The sequence below is a fragment of the Microbacterium sp. 1.5R genome (assembly GCF_001889265.1).
Classification (GTDB): Bacteria; Actinomycetota; Actinomycetes; order Actinomycetales; family Microbacteriaceae; genus Microbacterium.
On record NZ_CP018151.1, the window covers coordinates 3,466,562 to 3,482,214 of the forward strand.

At 68.4% G+C, this 15,653-nt stretch carries 16 protein-coding genes; 4 read left to right on the forward strand and 12 right to left on the reverse strand.

Features of this window, described 5'->3' with window-relative positions; genetic code table 11:
- Positions 1-5 precede the first annotated feature (5 nt).
- On the reverse strand, positions 6-1,289 hold the full coding sequence (locus tag BMW26_RS16600) for a serine hydrolase domain-containing protein (RefSeq protein ID WP_072592090.1): 1,284 nt from the start codon (positions 1,287-1,289) through the stop codon (positions 6-8).
- 90 nt (positions 1,290-1,379) lie between these two features.
- Here BMW26_RS16600 and BMW26_RS16605 point away from each other — a divergent pair, with 90 nt between their 5' ends.
- Together BMW26_RS16605 and BMW26_RS16610 are read left to right on the forward strand one after the other, a co-directional pair.
- Positions 1,380-1,703, forward strand: coding sequence for a DUF2470 domain-containing protein (locus BMW26_RS16605; protein ID WP_072592397.1), 324 nt, complete (start codon positions 1,380-1,382; stop codon positions 1,701-1,703).
- A 55-nt stretch (positions 1,704-1,758) separates the two neighbouring features.
- Entirely contained in the window at positions 1,759-2,406 is a 648-nt protein-coding gene (locus BMW26_RS16610) for a biliverdin-producing heme oxygenase (RefSeq protein ID WP_053098119.1), read from the forward strand.
- A 12-nt stretch (positions 2,407-2,418) separates the two neighbouring features.
- Here BMW26_RS16610 and BMW26_RS16615 read toward each other — a convergent pair whose 3' ends face one another.
- Positions 2,419-3,813, reverse strand: a complete 1,395-nt coding sequence (locus BMW26_RS16615; protein ID WP_053098120.1) for an ATP-dependent DNA helicase — start codon at positions 3,811-3,813, stop codon at positions 2,419-2,421.
- Positions 3,814-3,972: 159 nt separating this feature from the next.
- Between BMW26_RS16615 and BMW26_RS16620 the strand changes: the two genes are divergently transcribed.
- Positions 3,973-5,046 carry a hypothetical protein gene (locus tag BMW26_RS16620; RefSeq protein ID WP_072592091.1) on the forward strand — a complete coding sequence of 358 codons (1,074 nt, stop codon included), beginning with the start codon at positions 3,973-3,975 and terminating at the stop codon, positions 5,044-5,046.
- 18 nt (positions 5,047-5,064) lie between these two features.
- Here BMW26_RS16620 and BMW26_RS16625 read toward each other — a convergent pair whose 3' ends face one another.
- The 4 genes from BMW26_RS16625 to BMW26_RS16640 all read right to left on the reverse strand — a co-directional run bounded on the left by BMW26_RS16625 (position 5,065) and on the right by BMW26_RS16640 (position 9,036).
- Positions 5,065-7,074, reverse strand: coding sequence for a cytochrome c oxidase assembly protein (locus BMW26_RS16625; protein WP_083569405.1), 2,010 nt, complete (start codon positions 7,072-7,074; stop codon positions 5,065-5,067).
- An 85-nt stretch (positions 7,075-7,159) separates the two neighbouring features.
- Entirely contained in the window at positions 7,160-7,447 is a 288-nt protein-coding gene (locus BMW26_RS16630) for an HU family DNA-binding protein (RefSeq protein WP_042541574.1), read from the reverse strand.
- A gap of 319 nt (positions 7,448-7,766) precedes the next feature.
- Positions 7,767-8,312, reverse strand: coding sequence for a helix-turn-helix domain-containing protein (locus tag BMW26_RS16635; RefSeq protein ID WP_082586520.1), 546 nt, complete (start codon positions 8,310-8,312; stop codon positions 7,767-7,769).
- 115 nt (positions 8,313-8,427) lie between these two features.
- Entirely contained in the window at positions 8,428-9,036 is a 609-nt protein-coding gene (locus BMW26_RS16640) for a TetR/AcrR family transcriptional regulator (protein WP_072592399.1), read from the reverse strand.
- A 125-nt stretch (positions 9,037-9,161) separates the two neighbouring features.
- Here BMW26_RS16640 and BMW26_RS16645 point away from each other — a divergent pair, with 125 nt between their 5' ends.
- Positions 9,162-9,989 carry an alpha/beta hydrolase gene (locus BMW26_RS16645; protein ID WP_072592093.1) on the forward strand — a complete coding sequence of 276 codons (828 nt, stop codon included), beginning with the start codon at positions 9,162-9,164 and terminating at the stop codon, positions 9,987-9,989.
- A gap of 141 nt (positions 9,990-10,130) precedes the next feature.
- Here the strand turns inward: BMW26_RS16645 and BMW26_RS16650 are convergent, their stop codons facing one another.
- The 6 genes from BMW26_RS16650 to BMW26_RS16675 all read right to left on the reverse strand — a co-directional run bounded on the left by BMW26_RS16650 (position 10,131) and on the right by BMW26_RS16675 (position 15,620).
- Positions 10,131-10,955 (reverse strand): endonuclease domain-containing protein, encoded by an 825-nt coding sequence (locus BMW26_RS16650; protein ID WP_072592094.1) that lies wholly within the window; start codon positions 10,953-10,955, stop codon positions 10,131-10,133.
- Between the two features lie 273 nt (positions 10,956-11,228).
- Positions 11,229-11,534 (reverse strand): 30S ribosomal protein S14, encoded by a 306-nt coding sequence (rpsN, locus tag BMW26_RS16655; RefSeq protein WP_042540535.1) that lies wholly within the window; start codon positions 11,532-11,534, stop codon positions 11,229-11,231.
- A 3-nt stretch (positions 11,535-11,537) separates the two neighbouring features.
- Positions 11,538-11,708 (reverse strand): 50S ribosomal protein L33, encoded by a 171-nt coding sequence (rpmG, locus tag BMW26_RS16660; protein WP_017203558.1) that lies wholly within the window; start codon positions 11,706-11,708, stop codon positions 11,538-11,540.
- A complete protein-coding gene (rpmB, locus tag BMW26_RS16665; RefSeq protein WP_042540533.1) occupies positions 11,708-11,944 on the reverse strand; it encodes a 50S ribosomal protein L28 in 237 nt (78 codons plus the stop codon). The genes rpmG and rpmB overlap by 1 nt, the downstream gene beginning before the upstream one ends.
- Positions 11,945-12,104: 160 nt before the next feature.
- Positions 12,105-14,225 carry an alpha-galactosidase gene (locus tag BMW26_RS16670; protein WP_072592095.1) on the reverse strand — a complete coding sequence of 707 codons (2,121 nt, stop codon included), beginning with the start codon at positions 14,223-14,225 and terminating at the stop codon, positions 12,105-12,107.
- Between the two features lie 63 nt (positions 14,226-14,288).
- On the reverse strand, positions 14,289-15,620 hold the full coding sequence (locus tag BMW26_RS16675) for an ABC transporter substrate-binding protein (RefSeq protein ID WP_072592096.1): 1,332 nt from the start codon (positions 15,618-15,620) through the stop codon (positions 14,289-14,291).
- Positions 15,621-15,653: the final 33 nt, after the last annotated feature.

Sequence of the window (15,653 nt, forward strand, 5' to 3'; positions counted from 1 at the left end):
GGGCCCTAGGCGGCCGGCGGAGCGACGCAGGCGACCGCCGAGTCCGTGATGGCCTGGTGATACTGCTCGGCCGTGAACGGAAGCCCGAACTCGGGAGCGGTCTCACCCGCGGCCGCAGGCACCTTGGAGGCGATCGCCGCGAGCTCCCAGGCCAGGTACATCGCGGTCGTCGCGCCGGTCGTCGAGTTGTTGAGCGACACTGCGACCGTGAAGCCCGTCTCGGGGTCGGAGAACGCCGACGTCTGATACCCGGGAGTCCAGCCCGCCTGTCCGACCATCGAGCCGACGAGCAGAGCCCCGCCCGTGGCCTGGAGCCAGGAGGGAGCCTGGGGGCCCTGCGGCAGGGGAGCTCCGAAGCGGTTCGGCTCGTCCTTCGTGCGCAGCTTCTGCGCGGCTTCGGCCTGGGCGTACCGACCGAGATCCTCGATCGTCGACACGACGCCGGAGTCGGTGTAGCCGGTGCTCGACGAGAGCGTGGTGATGTCGACCGGGGCCGCACAGTCGTACCCGCCTTCGACGGGTGTCAGGTAGTGCCCGTTCATGACCGGTCCGTCAGAGGGCGGCGCCGGGGCCGGCGAAGGCAGCGACGTCGCCGAGAGACCGAGCGGCTGGGTCACGTACTCGGCGATCAGCTCGGACGCCGTGCGGCCGGACGCCCGCTCGAGTGCGAGTCCGAGCAGCAGGTAGCCGGCATCCGAGTTCGTGTAGGTCGTCTTCGGAGTGGTGCGCGGGGCGCCGAGGCCGTACGCCGCGAGCTCGAGGGGTGCCCACACGCGCTCGGGGGTGGTGAGCCATGCGGCCTGCGCGGTCGCCTCGGACGAGCCGACGCCGCTCGTGCTGTTGCACAGGTCGAGCAGCGTGATGTCCTTCATGTCAGCGACGCCCGAGACGTGGTCGGGCACGGGGTCGTCGAGATCGACCACGCCGTCATCGGCCAGACCGTAGAGCACGTCGCACGTCATGAGACGCGTCATGTCCGCGATCCGGAAGGACATGTCGGTGCTGATCTCTTCGTCGCCGCCGGGGGTCTGGGTGCCGAGGCCGGCGACCCAGCTGCCGCTCCACGGAGCCCACACGCCCACGACGGCGCCCGAGGCACCCGATGCGGCGAGCGCGTTGGTGATGGCCGCCTCCATGGCGGCGACCGTGTCGTCAGGCAGAGGGCCGTCGACCTGGGACGGAGGCTGGTAGCTGAACTCCGGTTCGGCCGTGCAGCCGGTGAGGAAGAGCCCGAGCGCGGCTGCGCCGGCCACTGCTGCGCGGAACGTGCGCGACGAGAGAAGCTGCATGAAAGGGGACCCCCGGAAGACGTGTCTCCCGAGTCTAGAACGCCCATCCTGAAAGAAAGGCATCACCGAACGCCGTTTAGGGTGATCACCATGCCCCACACGTTCGATGCCGACGTCGTCTCCGCGATCCTCCGCCACATGAACGGCGACCACACCGATGACAATCTGCTCATCACGCGCGCCTTCGCGCCGGCCGGAGGGTCTCAGTCGGACGAGATCACCGACGCCGTGATGACGGACCTCGACGGCGACGGCGGAGTCTGGAAGGTCACCCGCTCCGGCGAGGCCTCCGAGATTCGCATCCCCTGGCCCTCCGGTCCGATCACGGAGCGCCCCGCCGTGCGCCGCGAGGTCGTCGCGCTCTACGATCTCGCCTGCGAGAAGCTCGGGGTCGAGCCGCGTCCGCACGCATGACGCTCGGCTCACCGAGGGGTTTCCTTTCAGGTTAGGCGACCCTTACACTGGGCACATGTCCGAGATCCTCTCCTTCTCCGCAGCCCTCCGTGAGCGCTCCTCCGGTTCGCACTCGCGCAGCGAGGGTGCAGGCTTCATGTCCGACCTGCTCAAGGGCGAAGGATCGCGCGAGGACTACATCGCGCTCGTCGCGCAGCACTACTTCATCTACGAAGCCCTCGAGGGCGCGGGCGAGCGCATGCGCCAGGACCCCGTGGCATCCGTCTTCCTCAGCGACAAGCTGACCCGCCTGCCCGCGCTCGAGGCCGACCTCGAGTTCCTCCTCGGGGCGCACTGGCGCGATGTGATCGTCGCGCTGCCGACCACGCAGCGCTACGTCGAGCGCATCCGCCAGGTCGGGGCGACCTGGGCCGGTGGCTTCGTCGCGCATCACTACACGCGCTACCTCGGCGATCTGTCGGGCGGCATCTTCATCGGACGCGTCATGGCACGCCGCTTCGGCTTCGAGACCAACGGCATCGGCTTCTATCTGTTCGACGACATCGCCGACCCGTCGGCGTTCAAGGACGTCTACCGCGAGCAGCTCGACTCCGCCCCCTGGGACGACGCCGAGCGCGAGCGCGTGATCGACGAGGTCCTGCTCGCCTACCGGTTCAACACCGAGCTCTTCGAAGACCTCGACCGCGCACGCGTCGCCGCCTGACGACGAACGGGCTCAGCCCTTCCCGACCTCGGGAGTGGATGCCGCGAGCCACGCGTCGCGCATGAAGCGGCGCACATCCTCGTCGACGCGGATGTCGCTCGGGCGCAGCGCCCTCGACAGGTAGAGCCCGTCGAGGGACGTGAGCCGAGACAGCGCCACATAGGTCTGCCCTGGAGCGAAGGCGCCTGAGCCGAGGTCGATGATCGCGCGGTCGTAGGTCTTGCCCTGCGACTTGTGGATCGTGACCGCCCACGCGAGGCGCAGCGGGAACTGGGTGAACTCCGCCACGACGTCACGGCTCAGCTTCTTGGTGCTCGGCTCGTAGGAGTATCGGAACCGCTCCCAGACCGCGGGCTCGACGTCGACCTCTTCGCCGTCGATCTCGACGCGCACGGTCTCTCCGAGGATCCGCACGACCGTGCCGATCGTGCCGTTCACCCACCGCGGCGGCTCGCCCGACATCGAGGTGTCGTTGCGGAGGAACATCACCTGCGCGCCGATCTTGAGCTTGAGCTCCGACTCGGCCGGCAGCGACGCCTCGCCCTTCCCGAACTCGCCGCTGACCTCGGCACGCGCCGTCTGCTCCTTGCCGGGCAGCGCTGCGAGGTGGCGGCTGTTGATGGTGTTCACGATGTCGTTGCGGGTGGCGAGGGTGATCATCGGCACCTCTCCCGGCTCCGGGTCCGGTGGTGTGCGCGCGCCCTGCGTGTTCAGCACTCCCGCGATCTCCGCGGTGACTCGCCCGTACCGCACCGCGTTCAGCATCGCCTTGAAACCGTCATCCGACTGCCGGTGGATCTGCACGAGCTCGCGCACGTGCAGCTCGGCCCGGGTGTCGACGGCGAACAGTCCCCCGTCGTCATCGTCACCCTCACCGCCGGCCGGACCCGCCCAGACCTTGGCGTCGAAGAACCAGAACGAGCGGTAGTGGTCCTTGACGTAGCGCAGCTCGTCGCCGCGCGGCGGCACGGGAGCCAGCTGATACGGATCGCCGAACATCACGATCTGCACTCCGCCGAACGGGATGCCCCGCTTGCCCCGCGCCTGACGGAGCGAACGGTCGATCGCATCCATCAGGTCGGCGTTGACCATCGAGATCTCGTCGATCACGAGCGTCTCGATCGCATTGAGGATCCGTCGCGTGTTGTCGTTCTGATCGATGTCCGAGTCTCCGATCAGTCCGATCGGCAGCCGGAACAGGGAGTGGATCGTCTGACCCTCGACGTTGAGCGCGGCGACGCCGGTCGGCGCGCAGATGGCGATCTGCTTCTTCGTGTTCCACGAGAAGTACTGCAGCAGCGTCGACTTGCCGGTGCCCGCTCGACCGGTGATGAAGACGTGCTCGCTGGTGTCCTCGATCAACCGGAACAGCTCTTGCTGCTCTTCGGACAGGGCGGGAAGCGACACGGTTCTCTCACACGGACGGAGGCGGGAATGCACGGCGAGACCGTGCCTCCCCATGCTACGTGGCGGCGCCGCCCGGCATCCGAGGAACACAGCGATCGCGGCCGACGCACACCGACTCACGCACGGCGTCGTCCCAGGCCACGCTTCTAGACTGACGCCATGCAGCAGGTCGAGACGAAGGCGCCCCGGCGCTCGCGCCTCGCTGCCGATCTCGCGCTCCTCGCGGTCATCGGCCTCGTGCTCGTCGCCGCTCTCGGTGCAGGTGGAGCCACCCTGTACCAGCAGTTCTACGGGCCGTCGGCGTTCGTCGTGCGCTACCTCGACCTGCTCTCGGAAGGACGAGCGGCTGACGCTCTGCGCGTGCCCGGCGTCGCGATCGATCGGGAGACCCTCGAGATCGCCGGCATCGGAGCCACCGCGTCGGAGGCGCTGCTGCGTCACTCGGCACTCGCGCCGCTCACCGACGTCGAGGTGCAGTCGGAACAGGCCGACGAGTCCGGCAAGACCGAGGTGACCGTGTCGTACGAGGCGAGCGGGCACGCCGGCACCACCACCTTCACCGTCGAGCAGGACGGCTGGGCGGGGGTCACCCCCAACTGGCGCTTCACGACGAGCCCGCTGGCCGTGGTCGAGCTCACGGTGCGCGGTGCCGATCAGTTCGCCGTCAACGGCTTCGAGATGGATCGCCGCCAGGTCTCACCCGCCGGGGCGGAGGCCGCACCCCTCGATCCCCTTCCCCTGCTGGTCTTCACGCCGGGGCTGTACTCGGTCACCGTCGACACTGCGATCGCGGAGTCCGAGGGCATCGGCGTCCTCGCCGACACCCCGCTCGCCACCACGCCCGTCGACGTGCAGACCGAGCCCACCTCGGACTTCGTCGCGGTGGTGCAGCAGCGGGTCGAGGAGTTCCTCACCGCCTGCACGACGCAGGAGGTGCTGCAGCCGACCGCCTGCCCGTTCGGCCTCGAGGTCTCCAACCGCCTCGCCTCGCTGCCGAAGTGGTCGATCGCCGCACAACCGCAGGTGAGCGTCGTGCCCGACGGCGGACACTGGAAGATCCCCCCGACGGATGCCGTCGCGCACGTCGACGTCGAGATCCGCTCGCTCTTCGACGGCTCGGTTCAGGAGCGGTCGGAAGACGTCCCGTTCCAGGTGAACGGATCGATCACGATCCTCCCCGACGGCAAGGTGTCGATCCGGGTCGGATCCCCCGACGAGGAGTCCATGGGCTGACGCCCGCCGGGAGCACGGTCACCGCGCGTCGCGCTCCGCCTGACGCAGGTCGCGCTCGGCGAGAGCCGCGAGCTTCTGGTTGTACTCCTCGAGCTCGGCCTCGCCCGTGCGGTCTGCATGCCGGTCGCGGCGCTTCTGCAGCTTGGTGTCGCTGCGGCTCCACTGGATCGCCACGGTGATCGCGAGGATCAGAGTCGGGATCTCTCCGATAGACCACGCGATGCCGCCGCCGATGTACTGATCCTCGATGGGCGTCGGGCCCCAGGTGCGACCCATCGACCCGAACCAGTCGGCGACCATCAGCCCCTCCTGCATCATGATCGCGACGCCGAAGAAGGCGTGCATGGCCATGATGGCGATCAGGGTGATGAGGCGCCCCGGGTAGGGCAGACGGTAGGGCACCGGGTCGGCGCCGACCAGGCTCAGCACGAACAGGTAGCCGGAGATGAGGAAATGCGCGACCATCCACTCGTGGCCGAGGTGCTCGAACATCGACCAGCGCACCAGGTCGGTGAAGTAGAACGCCCACAGCGACAGGATGAAGATGCCCGCCGCCACGAACGGGTGGGTGACGACCTTCGAGAACGGCGAGTGCACGGCCCACATGATCCATTCGCGACCACCGCGGGTGCCGTCGTCGCGCTTGTGGATCGCTCGAAGGGCCAGCGTGACCGGCGCCCCCGAGACCAGCAGCAGCGGGATCGCCATCGACAGCATCATGTGCCCCAGCATGTGCACGCTGAAGAGATACTCCTGATACGCGTTGATCGGGCCGCCCGTGACCCAGAGCAGCATCAGCATTCCCAGCACCCAGAACACGGTGCGGTGGATCGGCCAGCGGTCGCCACGGAGCCGCAGTCGGCGCACGCCGACGAGGTAGAGGAAGAGGCCGAACCCGGCGGCCACCAGCCAGAGCACGTCGATGTCCCACGCCGTGAACCAGCGGTCGATCGTGAACTCCGGCGGCAGCGGGGAGCGGGTGAGGTTCTCGGCGGGGGTCTGCACGAACGCCGCCTCCTCGCCGGTGGGCGGGGGCGTGCGCGCGAGCGCGGCGGCAGCCCCCGAGGCCAGACCCATCAGAGCGACCTCGCACAGCACCAGCATCCAGAACCAGCGCGCGGCTCCGTCGTCCTCGAGCCGAGGGATCAGGCGGGTGCGATACCAGGCGCCCAGCATTCCCATACCGACGAGGAGCACGACCTTCGCGAGCAGGATGGTGCCGTACGGCGTCCAGAGCTGCGAGATGTCGCCGAACGAGACGACGGAGCGGGCGAGACCCGAGATCGCGACGACGGCGAACGCGGCGATCGCGAGACTCGAATAGCGGCTCACCAGCTGCGCTGTGCCCACGCCCGAGCGGTCGCGCAGGATCACGACGAGCAGCAGGCCGCCGAGCCACACCGCCGCGCCGATCGTGTGCAGCAGGATCGAGTTCACCGCGATGTTGTGACCGGCGAGCTCCCCGGAGTGACCCTGCGTCGCCAGCGGAAGGAAGGATGCCGCGGCGAGGATCGCCGTGATGAGCGTCGGCGTCCACGTGCGCCACGCGAACGCGAGCACGGTGATCACCGAACCCATGATGGTGGTGATCAGCCATGACTGACCGAGCGGCAGTTGCAGCAGGAATCGTCCGAGCTGCTCACCGAACTCGCGCTCGGCGCTCAGCTGCGGGTTGAAGGCCGCCATGAAGGTGAAGAATCCGCTGATGCCGGCGGTGACCGTGAAGACGGCAGCGCCGGCCGAGGCCGTGTTGAGCGCCGTGTCGAATGACTTCTCCTCGCTGCGCAGGGCGAACAGCGCCAGCACGAGCGAGCCCAGCATCGCCGCGGCCGCGATGTTCATCACGAGCTTGACGATGGGGGTGGCCCAGCGCACGAAGGGACCCGGATCCTGCAGAAGCAGCGGAGCCGCGCCTCCGCCGATCACGAGGGCGAAGATCACGCCGATCAGTCCGGTCGCGAGCAGGATGCCGATTCCGGCCGCGCGATACGCGGAGCGGGTCGGGGTCTGCACGGCGCGGGCACTCACCCCTCCAGCCTAAGCCGCGGATCCGGGGAGGACGCACGAAGGCCGCCCCCGACGGATCGGGAGCGGCCTTCGAAGAGGTGCGGTCTTACTTGACGGCAGCCTTGAGCTTGGAACCAGCGGTCACCTTGACGCGGTGGCCAGCCGGGATCTTGATCTCGGCGCCGGTCTGCGGGTTGCGGCCCGTGCGAGCTGCGGTCGCGACCTGCTCGAACGAGATCCAGCCCGGGATCGAGACCTTGCTGCCCTTGGCAACAGCGTCGGAGACCGAGGAGAACAGCGCGTCGAGGACACCCGAGACGGTGGCCTGGCTCTGGCCGGTGGCAGAAGCGATGCTCGCGACGAGCTCGGTCTTGGTGATGGACTTGTCAGCCATGTCATCCTCCAGCGACGAGGTTCCCGTCGCATCGTTGTGGTTCAGAGGGCTGCTGCCCTCCGTTGGTCGAGTGACCGCCTTGAATGTACCAACCACCACCCACATTTCCGCGTCATTTCGCGGGTTTTGGGCTTTTCGGCGGCGTGTCGTGGGGCAGAAGTGACGAATGTGACTCGTGGGGCATCGATTTCAGCGCCCGTCGGCCTCATCGTGGGAAGGAGATCTCTTGCCGCGAAGGGGCGGAATCACCGTTCGATCCTTGCGTGAGAGAGATCTCCTTCGCTCGGCGCGCGCAGATCAGCCCGGGCGACGACGCGTCTCAGGTCGGTTCGGCCGTCGTCGTGGCGGTCGGGGATGCGTCGTCGGCCGTGGCGGAGGCCATCGCGGCGCGGCGCTTCGCACGACGGGTGCGGGTCTCCTTCGACAACGGGTACCGGGCGTCCAGCCGGGGCTCGAGGACGATCCGACGCAGCGCAGTGAGGATCACGTACCCGCCCACCCAGTAGGACAGGAACAGCACGAGTCCATACGAGAACGTGAAGCTCAGCAGCGTGCACACGATGCCGATGCCGACATAGAGCCAGGTCCAGGCGTGGGCGATGCGATCACGCGCGGCCTGCTGGTCATCCGTGCGCTGCTGCAGCGAATCGACCCGGCTGCTGAGTGCCTCATCGTCGATCGTGGCGAAGAGGTCCCGCACCGGCACCTGCAGCGCATCCGCGACCAGAGACAGCGTCTCCAGGCTCGCATCCTGTCCGGCTTCCAGGCGCTGCACGGTTCTGAGTCCCACGCCGCTCTCGGTCGCCAGTCGTTCCTGAGTCCACCCCTGCGCCTGGCGCAGTTCCGTGATTCGTGTCGTGTTCATGTCCTCCATGCTCTCCAGCGGCCCCGATCCGCCGCCACGCCACCGAGCCGCCAGTCAGCCGCCAGCTGGCCGCCATCGACCCGCCGCCATCCGCCGCCCCGTCGCCGTCGCCGCGTCAGAGCGGGCGGTGGGCGGCGACCACCGAGCGTGCGGTGCGCTCGAACGCCGGCGTGACCCGCTCGTCTCCGTCGAGGTACCCGCCGACGAGCGCGGCGTCGCGCAGCAGCACGAGGGACGCCGCGACATCGACGGGGCTCTCGAGGCCGGCCTGCTCGGCGACGGCCTGGAGCGTCGAGCGGAACCACTCCCGGTGCTCGTCGATCAGCAGACGGACGGCACCGTCGGCATCCGGATACTCCGCTGCCGCGTTGATGAACGGGCAGCCACGCGTGTGCCGGAGGCGGATGTCGGCGGCGATGCCGTCGATCACGGCGTCGACCAGCTGCGCAGGATCCGTCACCGCCTCGCCCGCGTCGGCGAACATCGCGCGGAGCATCTCGTCTTCGTTGCGCAGGTACGCGAGGACGAGGTTCTCCTTGCCGCCGAACTGGTTGTAGAGCGTCGCCCTGGTGACCGCGGCCTCATCGATGATGCGGTCGACGCCGACCGCATGGATCCCCTCTTCGTAGAAGAGCCTGGTGGCGGTGTCGATCAGCCGGGTGCGGGCTGCGCTGGGCCGCTTCGGAGCCGTCGTCGGAGCGGAGGTGGAAGTCGTGGTCTTCATGATGATCCCTCTCATCGTGTCATCCGATTCGGGTTTTCGGGAATAGGTTGTGCTAGATAGAACGTTCGGTCTACTATCAGCGTAACGCACTCGCACCGGGCGGGGCAGACATAGGAGAAGAAACGATGAACAGCACCGACAAGACCCCGATCGTCCTGATCCACGGACTCTGGATGACGCCGAAGAGCTGGGACACGTGGGCCGAGCGGTTTCGCGCGCAGGGTCACGAGGTGATCATCCCGGGATGGCCCGGGATCGACGACCGCTCCGTCGAGGACATCCGCCGCGACCCGTCGGCCCTCAAGGGGATCGGCCTGAAGCAGATCGCCGACAACTACGAGCGCATCATCCGTGCGCTTCCGGTCAAGCCGATCATCATGGGCCACTCGTTCGGCGGCGTGCTCACCCAGATGCTCGCCGACCGCGGCCTCGGCGCCGCCTACGTGGGCGTGGCCCCGGGACAGACCGCCGGCGTCACCGCACTGCCCCTCTCGACCCTGTGGACCGGAACGCCGATCCTCTCCAACCCCTTCGGCATCAACGGAGCCAAGCCGCTGTCGAAGCGCCACTTCCACTTCACGTTCGGCAACGACCTCCCCCGCGCAGCATCCGACGCCCTCTGGGAGGAGTACGCCGTGAACTCCTACAACAAGGTCTTCTTCGAGGGCGTGACCTCGGTGCTCAACGAGAAGGGCGGAGTCACCCACGTCGACTACGCACGCGCCGACCGCGCCCCGCTGCTCGTCATCACCGGCGAGATCGACCACGTCGTGCCCCCGGCCATCGGACGCGCGATCGTGAAGAAGTACCACTCGTCCGGCAGTACCGCCATCGTCGAGTACAAGGAGTATGCGGGCCGCACCCACCGTCTCGTCAGCCAGGACGGCTGGGAGGAGATCGCCGACTACGCGCTCACCTGGGCGGTGGAGCACGCGACAGCATCCGTCGCCTGATGCGGGGCGCTGCGGCGCCTCGGAGGGCATCTGCGATACGGAGAGCGCCTCGGTGTGCGAAGGAGATCTCGCGCAGCGAAGGACTGGATGAGGCATTCGGTCCTTCGCTGGGTGAGATCTCCTTCTCTGCAAGCGAGGACATCAGCCGAGATGCCTGCCCTGAGCGACAGCATCCATGATGATCGCCTGCACTTCTGGCCAGCGAGCCATGATCTGCTCGTATCCGAACCGCAGCACGTGATAGCCACGGAGCATGAGCCGTGCGTCATGCTCGATGTCCGTCGTCCGCTGCGCTCCGACGTGTGTCGCTCCGTCGATCTGAATCACCAGGCGCTCGCCGATCAGGAGGTCGACACGGTGTCCGTGCAGCCACGCCTGCTGCACCATCGCAAGACCCAACCACCGCAGCCTCGACACGAAGATCGTCTCGAGACCCGAGTCCGAGAACGGCCTGGCGGATTCGAGCAGCTCCCGGGCGGCGGGCGGCAGCTCGAATCGCGACAGCACACGCTCGTCGACGAGCCCCTTGTTCAGAGCCGACTCCCAGATCACCAGGGCGGTCTCTCTCGGCTGGCAGCGCGCCACCACGGCGAGGGTGTTGACGAGCCCGTCGACGGTCGAGTCGGGGTCGCGCTGAACCACCGGGCGCGACCAGTGGACGACGACCTGCGACGGCACCCGCACGCGGGCGGCATTCGGGCGGGCAGCCACGTGGACAGACGATGCGTTCGGCACCCACAACCCCATGCGCTCGGCTGCGGTGACGCAGGTGATGACGACCCCGCGAGTCGCGGCGCCCACGACGATCGGGTCGGCATCGGGCAGCGCAATCCATCCTCGGCGGATCGATCTCACCGCACCGAGCTCCTTCGCACGGCGCAGTGTGTGAGCGCTCACCCCGAGTGACCGAAGTCGCTCGACGCGCGCGACCCCACCCTGACGTTCGAGCTCGGTGACCGCATCCATCAGGCGATACTCCCCCGTGGTCGGCTTCCGAGGAGGCCGCGCACCCGGCCCCTGTAGAGAACCGTGAACTCGGCCCCTCGGTGCAGAGCGACTGCTGCGAAGGAGATCTCATGCAATGAAGGAGCGAATGGCGCAGCATCCCCTTCTCAGCGAGAGATTCCCTTCGCAGCGAGCGCCGCAACACGAGTCGCGGATGCCGGGCCGCAGGCCCGGGCATAGCGAAAGGGGCGAGGATCCGAAGATCCTCGCCCCTTTCGGCTTGTCTGCTGAGACTTACCAGCTGGACTTGGTGACACCGGGCAGCTCGCCACGGTGTGCCATGTCACGGAAGCGGACGCGCGAGACGCCGAACTTCGTGAGGACACCGCGGGGGCGGCCGTCGATGACGTCGCGCGAACGCACGCGAGCCGGCGACGCGTTGCGCGGCAGCTTCTGCAGGCCGACGCGTGCGGCCTCGCGGGCCTCGTCGGTGGCGTTCGGGTCGACCAGGGTCTTCTTCAGCTCGGCGCGACGCTCTGCGTAACGCTCGACGATGACCTTGCGCTGCTCGTTGCGAGCGATCTTGCTCTTCTTAGCCATTGATCAACGCTCCTCTCGGAATTCGACGTGCTGACGGATGACCGGGTCGTACTTCTTGAGCACGAGGCGGTCGGGGGTGTTGCGGCGGTTCTTCTTGGTCACGTACGTGTAGCCCGTACCTGCCGTGGAGCGCAGCTTGATGATCGGACGTACGTCCTGAGCCTTCTTGGCCATTAGAGCTTCACACCCTTCGCCTGGAGGTCCTTGACCACGTTCTCGATGCCGCGGACGTCGATCACCTTGATGCCCTTGGCGGACACGTTGAGCGTGATCTTACGACCGAGCGAAGCGACGAAATAGGTCTTCTTCTGCACGTTCGGGTCGAAGCGACGCTTCGTCCGGCGGTGCGAGTGCGAGACGTTGTGACCGAAGCCGGGAACAGCTCCTGTCACCTGGCACACTGCTGCCATGATGTGACTCCTTCTATACCGTGAGACCGGACGGTCTCACCCAAGATCCCTTGTCTGCGCGCCACCCCGCATCGCCGATCTCTCGGCCGAAGAAGGGGAAGCACGCGAACTACGCACAGGAGTGTGCGCAGACAAAGAGTCAGTTTAGCACGACCCCGAGTCAGACCCGAACGACCTCGAGCAGCAGCGCCGCGCCCGGCGCGAGCAGGGGCAGGGGCACCCCGACCGTCTCGAAGAACGCGCCGGTCGCCTCGATCCCGGCATCCAGCCAGGCGGGGTCCGAGACCTGGTGCCGCGTCGCGGTTCCCAGCTCGTCCCGCACCCACAGCCGGTAGCGCCCGCCGGGCTGCAGTCCGGGGACGCGGGTGCGCGGCGTGAACGCGTCGACCGACGCACCCTGCCGCACCCACGCGAACACACCGCGGGAGCCGTCGACCGCGACGACGCCGTGCAGCAGCGTCTCGTCGTCGACCTCGTCGCTGCGCACGGTGACCCCGGAGTGCAGCAGCGGCCGCAGCTCGCGATAGAGCGCCGTCCAGCGGGTCAGCGCCTCCCGCTCGTCATCCGTGCACCGCGTGATGTCCCACTCGATGCCGGCGTGCCCGAACAGCGCGGTGGCCATGCGGAACGGCAAGGATGCCGCGCGATGCGTCGTCTCGGCGACCGGCGGACCGACGTGAGACCCCACGACCTCCGGGGGCACGAGAGTGCCTGTCCAGCGCTGGATCTGCTGCCGTTCGATCGGATCGTTCGAGTCCGAGCCCCAGACGCGCTGGGTGCGCTGGAGCACCCCGAGGTCGACGCGGGCTCCGCCGCTCGCGCACGACTCGATCTCGAGAGAGGGATGCCGCTCGCGCAGCGCGTCGAGCAGGGCGTAGAAGGCGGCCGTCTGAGCGTGCACGGACGCGCGGCCGGTGTGCGGCGACACCGCGGCGTGCAGGTCGCGGTTGTGGTCCCACTTGATGAAGTCGATGCCGATCTCGGAGACCAGGGCGTCGATGCGCTCCAGCAGGTGGGCCGCGGCATCCGGGTTCGCCAGGTCGAGCACCTTCTGATGCCGCCAGGTGGGCGCGTCGGGCGCGGCCTGCAGCACCCAGTCCGGATGCTGCGCGGCGAGGTCGGAGACCGGGTTCACCATCTCGGGCTCGAACCAGAGACCGAACTGCATCCCGAGACCGTGCACCTGATCGGCGAGCGGCCGCAGCCCCTCCGGCCACTTGGCGTCGTCGATGAACCAGTCGCCGAGTCCTGATCGGTCGTCGGGCCGTCCGCGGAACCATCCGTCGTCGAGCACGAACCGCTCGACGCCGACGGATGCCGCAGCCTCGGCCAGCTCGATGATCTTCGCGGGGTCGTGGTCGAAGTACACGGCCTCCCAGGTGTTGAGCACGAGAGGACGCGGCGTCGTGGGGTGTGCGGAGAACGCGCGGACGGTCTGATGCAGGCGGGCCGACACGGAGTCGAGCCCGCTCTCGCCGTAGGCGAGGAACACCTGCGGCGAGACGTAGGTCTCCCCCGCGCCGAGCCGGATCTCGCCGGGCAGCAGCAGTTCTCCCCCGCCGAGCACCGCCCCGTGAACGCCGGCGCCCTCGGGGAGCCTCTCGACGCCGACTTCGAGGTCCCCGCTCCACGCGACGTGCGCGGTCCACAGTTCCCCTCGGCGGAAGCCGAACCCGTCGGTGCCGATCGCGGTCAGGTACGGGGCGTCGTGGCCACCGCGACCGCGGCGCACCTGACGCAGGTGCGCTCCGTGGCGCAGGGCGCCTCGCTGTGGTCGCCGCTCGCCCGTCCAGCGTCCGGTGTGATCGAGCACCTCGGTCGCATGTGCGGGGATCGGCAGCAGGATGCGCGCGGCGAGCAGGTCGAGCGGCTCGGCAGCATCCGCCGTGCTCGTCACCGACACCTGGGCGGTGAGCACGCCGACGGCATCCAGCTCGAGATCGAGGACGACGGATGCGCCGGCCGCGGGATCCGCGAACTCCCCGCGCAGCGATGACTCCGTCGCCTTCCACCCGGTCGAGCGCAGCAGCGGAGCGCTGTGCAGCCCGCCGCGGTGCCAGGCGAGCGCCGGGGCGCCGGACCATCCGTCGGCTTCGACGGCCAGCAGCGGGACGGTGCGCGAGGCGTCGAACGAGCTGAACGTCACAGCTCCGGTCGACGACACCGCGAGTGCGTCGAGGTCGGCGGTGTCGAGCGCCGCGCCCCAGTGCAGCAGTCGCGCACTCGTCGTGTCGATGACGACGCTGACGCCGGCCGAGGTCAGGTGGACGAGTTCGCTCATTGCCGCTCCAGACGAAAAGGGGGAGGCCCGCCCGTGAGCATACGGGCGGGCCTCCGAGAGGTGTTACTCCGTGACGGGGATCGATGCGGCCTTGAGCGCGTCGATGGTCGCCGTCTGGCCCTTCTCGATCGCGTCGAGCAGAGTGCCGTTGCCCGAGACCGCGGCCTTGAAGCCGTCGGACACGTCCGAGTAGGTCTGGGTCATGGTCGGGCCCCACGCGAAGTCGGGCGAGACCTGGGTGGCGGCGTCGGCGAAGACGTCGTAGATCTTCTGTCCGCCGTAGAACTCGACGCCCTCGGCGAAGACCGGCAGCTCGAGACCGGCTGTCGTGGCCGGGTAGAGGTTGGCGGCCTCGGCGAGCGCGGTCAGCGCCTCATCCGACGTGTTGAGCCACAGCGCGAACTTCGTCGCCTCGTAGACGTGCTCGCTGCCCTTGAGGACAGCGGTCGACGACCCGCCCCAGTTGCCGGCCGCGGTGCCGCCGGCCTCCCACTGCGGCAGCGGTGCGACAGCCCAGGAGCCGGCGGTGTCGGGGGCTCCGCTGGAGATCGAGTTGGCGCCCCAGACGGCGGAGTTCCAGGTCCAGACCTGACCGGAGTTGTAGGCGTTGTTCCACTCGTCGGTCCAGGCGGGAACCGTGGCGACGAGGTCGTCGTCGAGCATGCTCTGCCAGAAGTCGGCGACCGTGGTGGTCGCGTCGTCGGCTAGCGACACCGTCCAGCCCTCGTCGTCGCTCGAGAACCACTGAGCGCCGTCCTGCCAGGCGAAGCCGGCGAACTGGTTGATGTCCGACTGCGAGAAGTTGGTGATGTATCCGCCGAGGTCACGGATCTTCACGGCCGCCTCGCGGTACTCGTCCCACGTGGTGGGGATCGCGATGCCGTTCTGCTCGAACAGGTCGGCGCGGTAGAACAGCGCCATGGGGCCGGTGTCCTGCGGAACGCCGTAGACGCCCTCGGTGCCGAGGGTGACCTGTCCCCAGGCCCAGTCGACGAACTGGTCCTCCGCGGCGACGACGTCCTCACAGCCGCTGAGGTCTTCGAGGCCGTCCTGCACGAGGAAGTTCGGCAGCGCGTCGTACTCGATCTGACCGAGGTCGGGCGCATCGCCGGCCTTGATCTGGTTGAAGAAGTTCTGGTACGTGCCGCCGTTGCCGTTCGGGCCGGTCTGCACGTCGACCTGGATCTCGGGGTTGGCCTCGTTCCAGATCTCGACGACGTCTTCGATGCCGGGGATCCAGGAGGTGAACTCGAGCGTGACGTCGCCGTCCGCCGGGGTGCACGCGGCGGCTTCGCCGCCGGTGCCGGAGCTGTCTCCGCCGGACGCCGAGCAACCGGCGAGCGCGAGTGCCGAGATGGCGATGACAGCGGCTGCCTTCATCTTCGAATGCTGCATTTCGATCCTTTCGTGGATGCGATGGGGGTGGTG

Coding starts and splice junctions, on each gene's coding strand:
- BMW26_RS16675 (WP_072592096.1), bottom strand. CDS start 15,620: ATGCAGCATTCGAAGATGAAGGCAGCCGCTGTCATCGCCATCTCGGCA.
- BMW26_RS16600 (WP_072592090.1), bottom strand. CDS start 1,289: ATGCAGCTTCTCTCGTCGCGCACGTTCCGCGCAGCAGTGGCCGGCGCA.
- BMW26_RS16630 (WP_042541574.1), bottom strand. CDS start 7,447: ATGGCTGACAAGTCCATCACCAAGACCGAGCTCGTCGCGAGCATCGCT.
- BMW26_RS16620 (WP_072592091.1), top strand. CDS start 3,973: ATGCAGCAGGTCGAGACGAAGGCGCCCCGGCGCTCGCGCCTCGCTGCC.
- BMW26_RS16610 (WP_053098119.1), top strand. CDS start 1,759: ATGTCCGAGATCCTCTCCTTCTCCGCAGCCCTCCGTGAGCGCTCCTCC.
- BMW26_RS16635 (WP_082586520.1), bottom strand. CDS start 8,312: ATGAACACGACACGAATCACGGAACTGCGCCAGGCGCAGGGGTGGACT.
- BMW26_RS16650 (WP_072592094.1), bottom strand. CDS start 10,955: ATGGATGCGGTCACCGAGCTCGAACGTCAGGGTGGGGTCGCGCGCGTC.
- BMW26_RS16605 (WP_072592397.1), top strand. CDS start 1,380: ATGCCCCACACGTTCGATGCCGACGTCGTCTCCGCGATCCTCCGCCAC.
- BMW26_RS16645 (WP_072592093.1), top strand. CDS start 9,162: ATGAACAGCACCGACAAGACCCCGATCGTCCTGATCCACGGACTCTGG.
- rpsN (WP_042540535.1), bottom strand. CDS start 11,534: ATGGCTAAGAAGAGCAAGATCGCTCGCAACGAGCAGCGCAAGGTCATC.
- rpmB (WP_042540533.1), bottom strand. CDS start 11,944: ATGGCAGCAGTGTGCCAGGTGACAGGAGCTGTTCCCGGCTTCGGTCAC.
- BMW26_RS16670 (WP_072592095.1), bottom strand. CDS start 14,225: ATGAGCGAACTCGTCCACCTGACCTCGGCCGGCGTCAGCGTCGTCATC.
- rpmG (WP_017203558.1), bottom strand. CDS start 11,708: ATGGCCAAGAAGGCTCAGGACGTACGTCCGATCATCAAGCTGCGCTCC.
- BMW26_RS16640 (WP_072592399.1), bottom strand. CDS start 9,036: ATGAAGACCACGACTTCCACCTCCGCTCCGACGACGGCTCCGAAGCGG.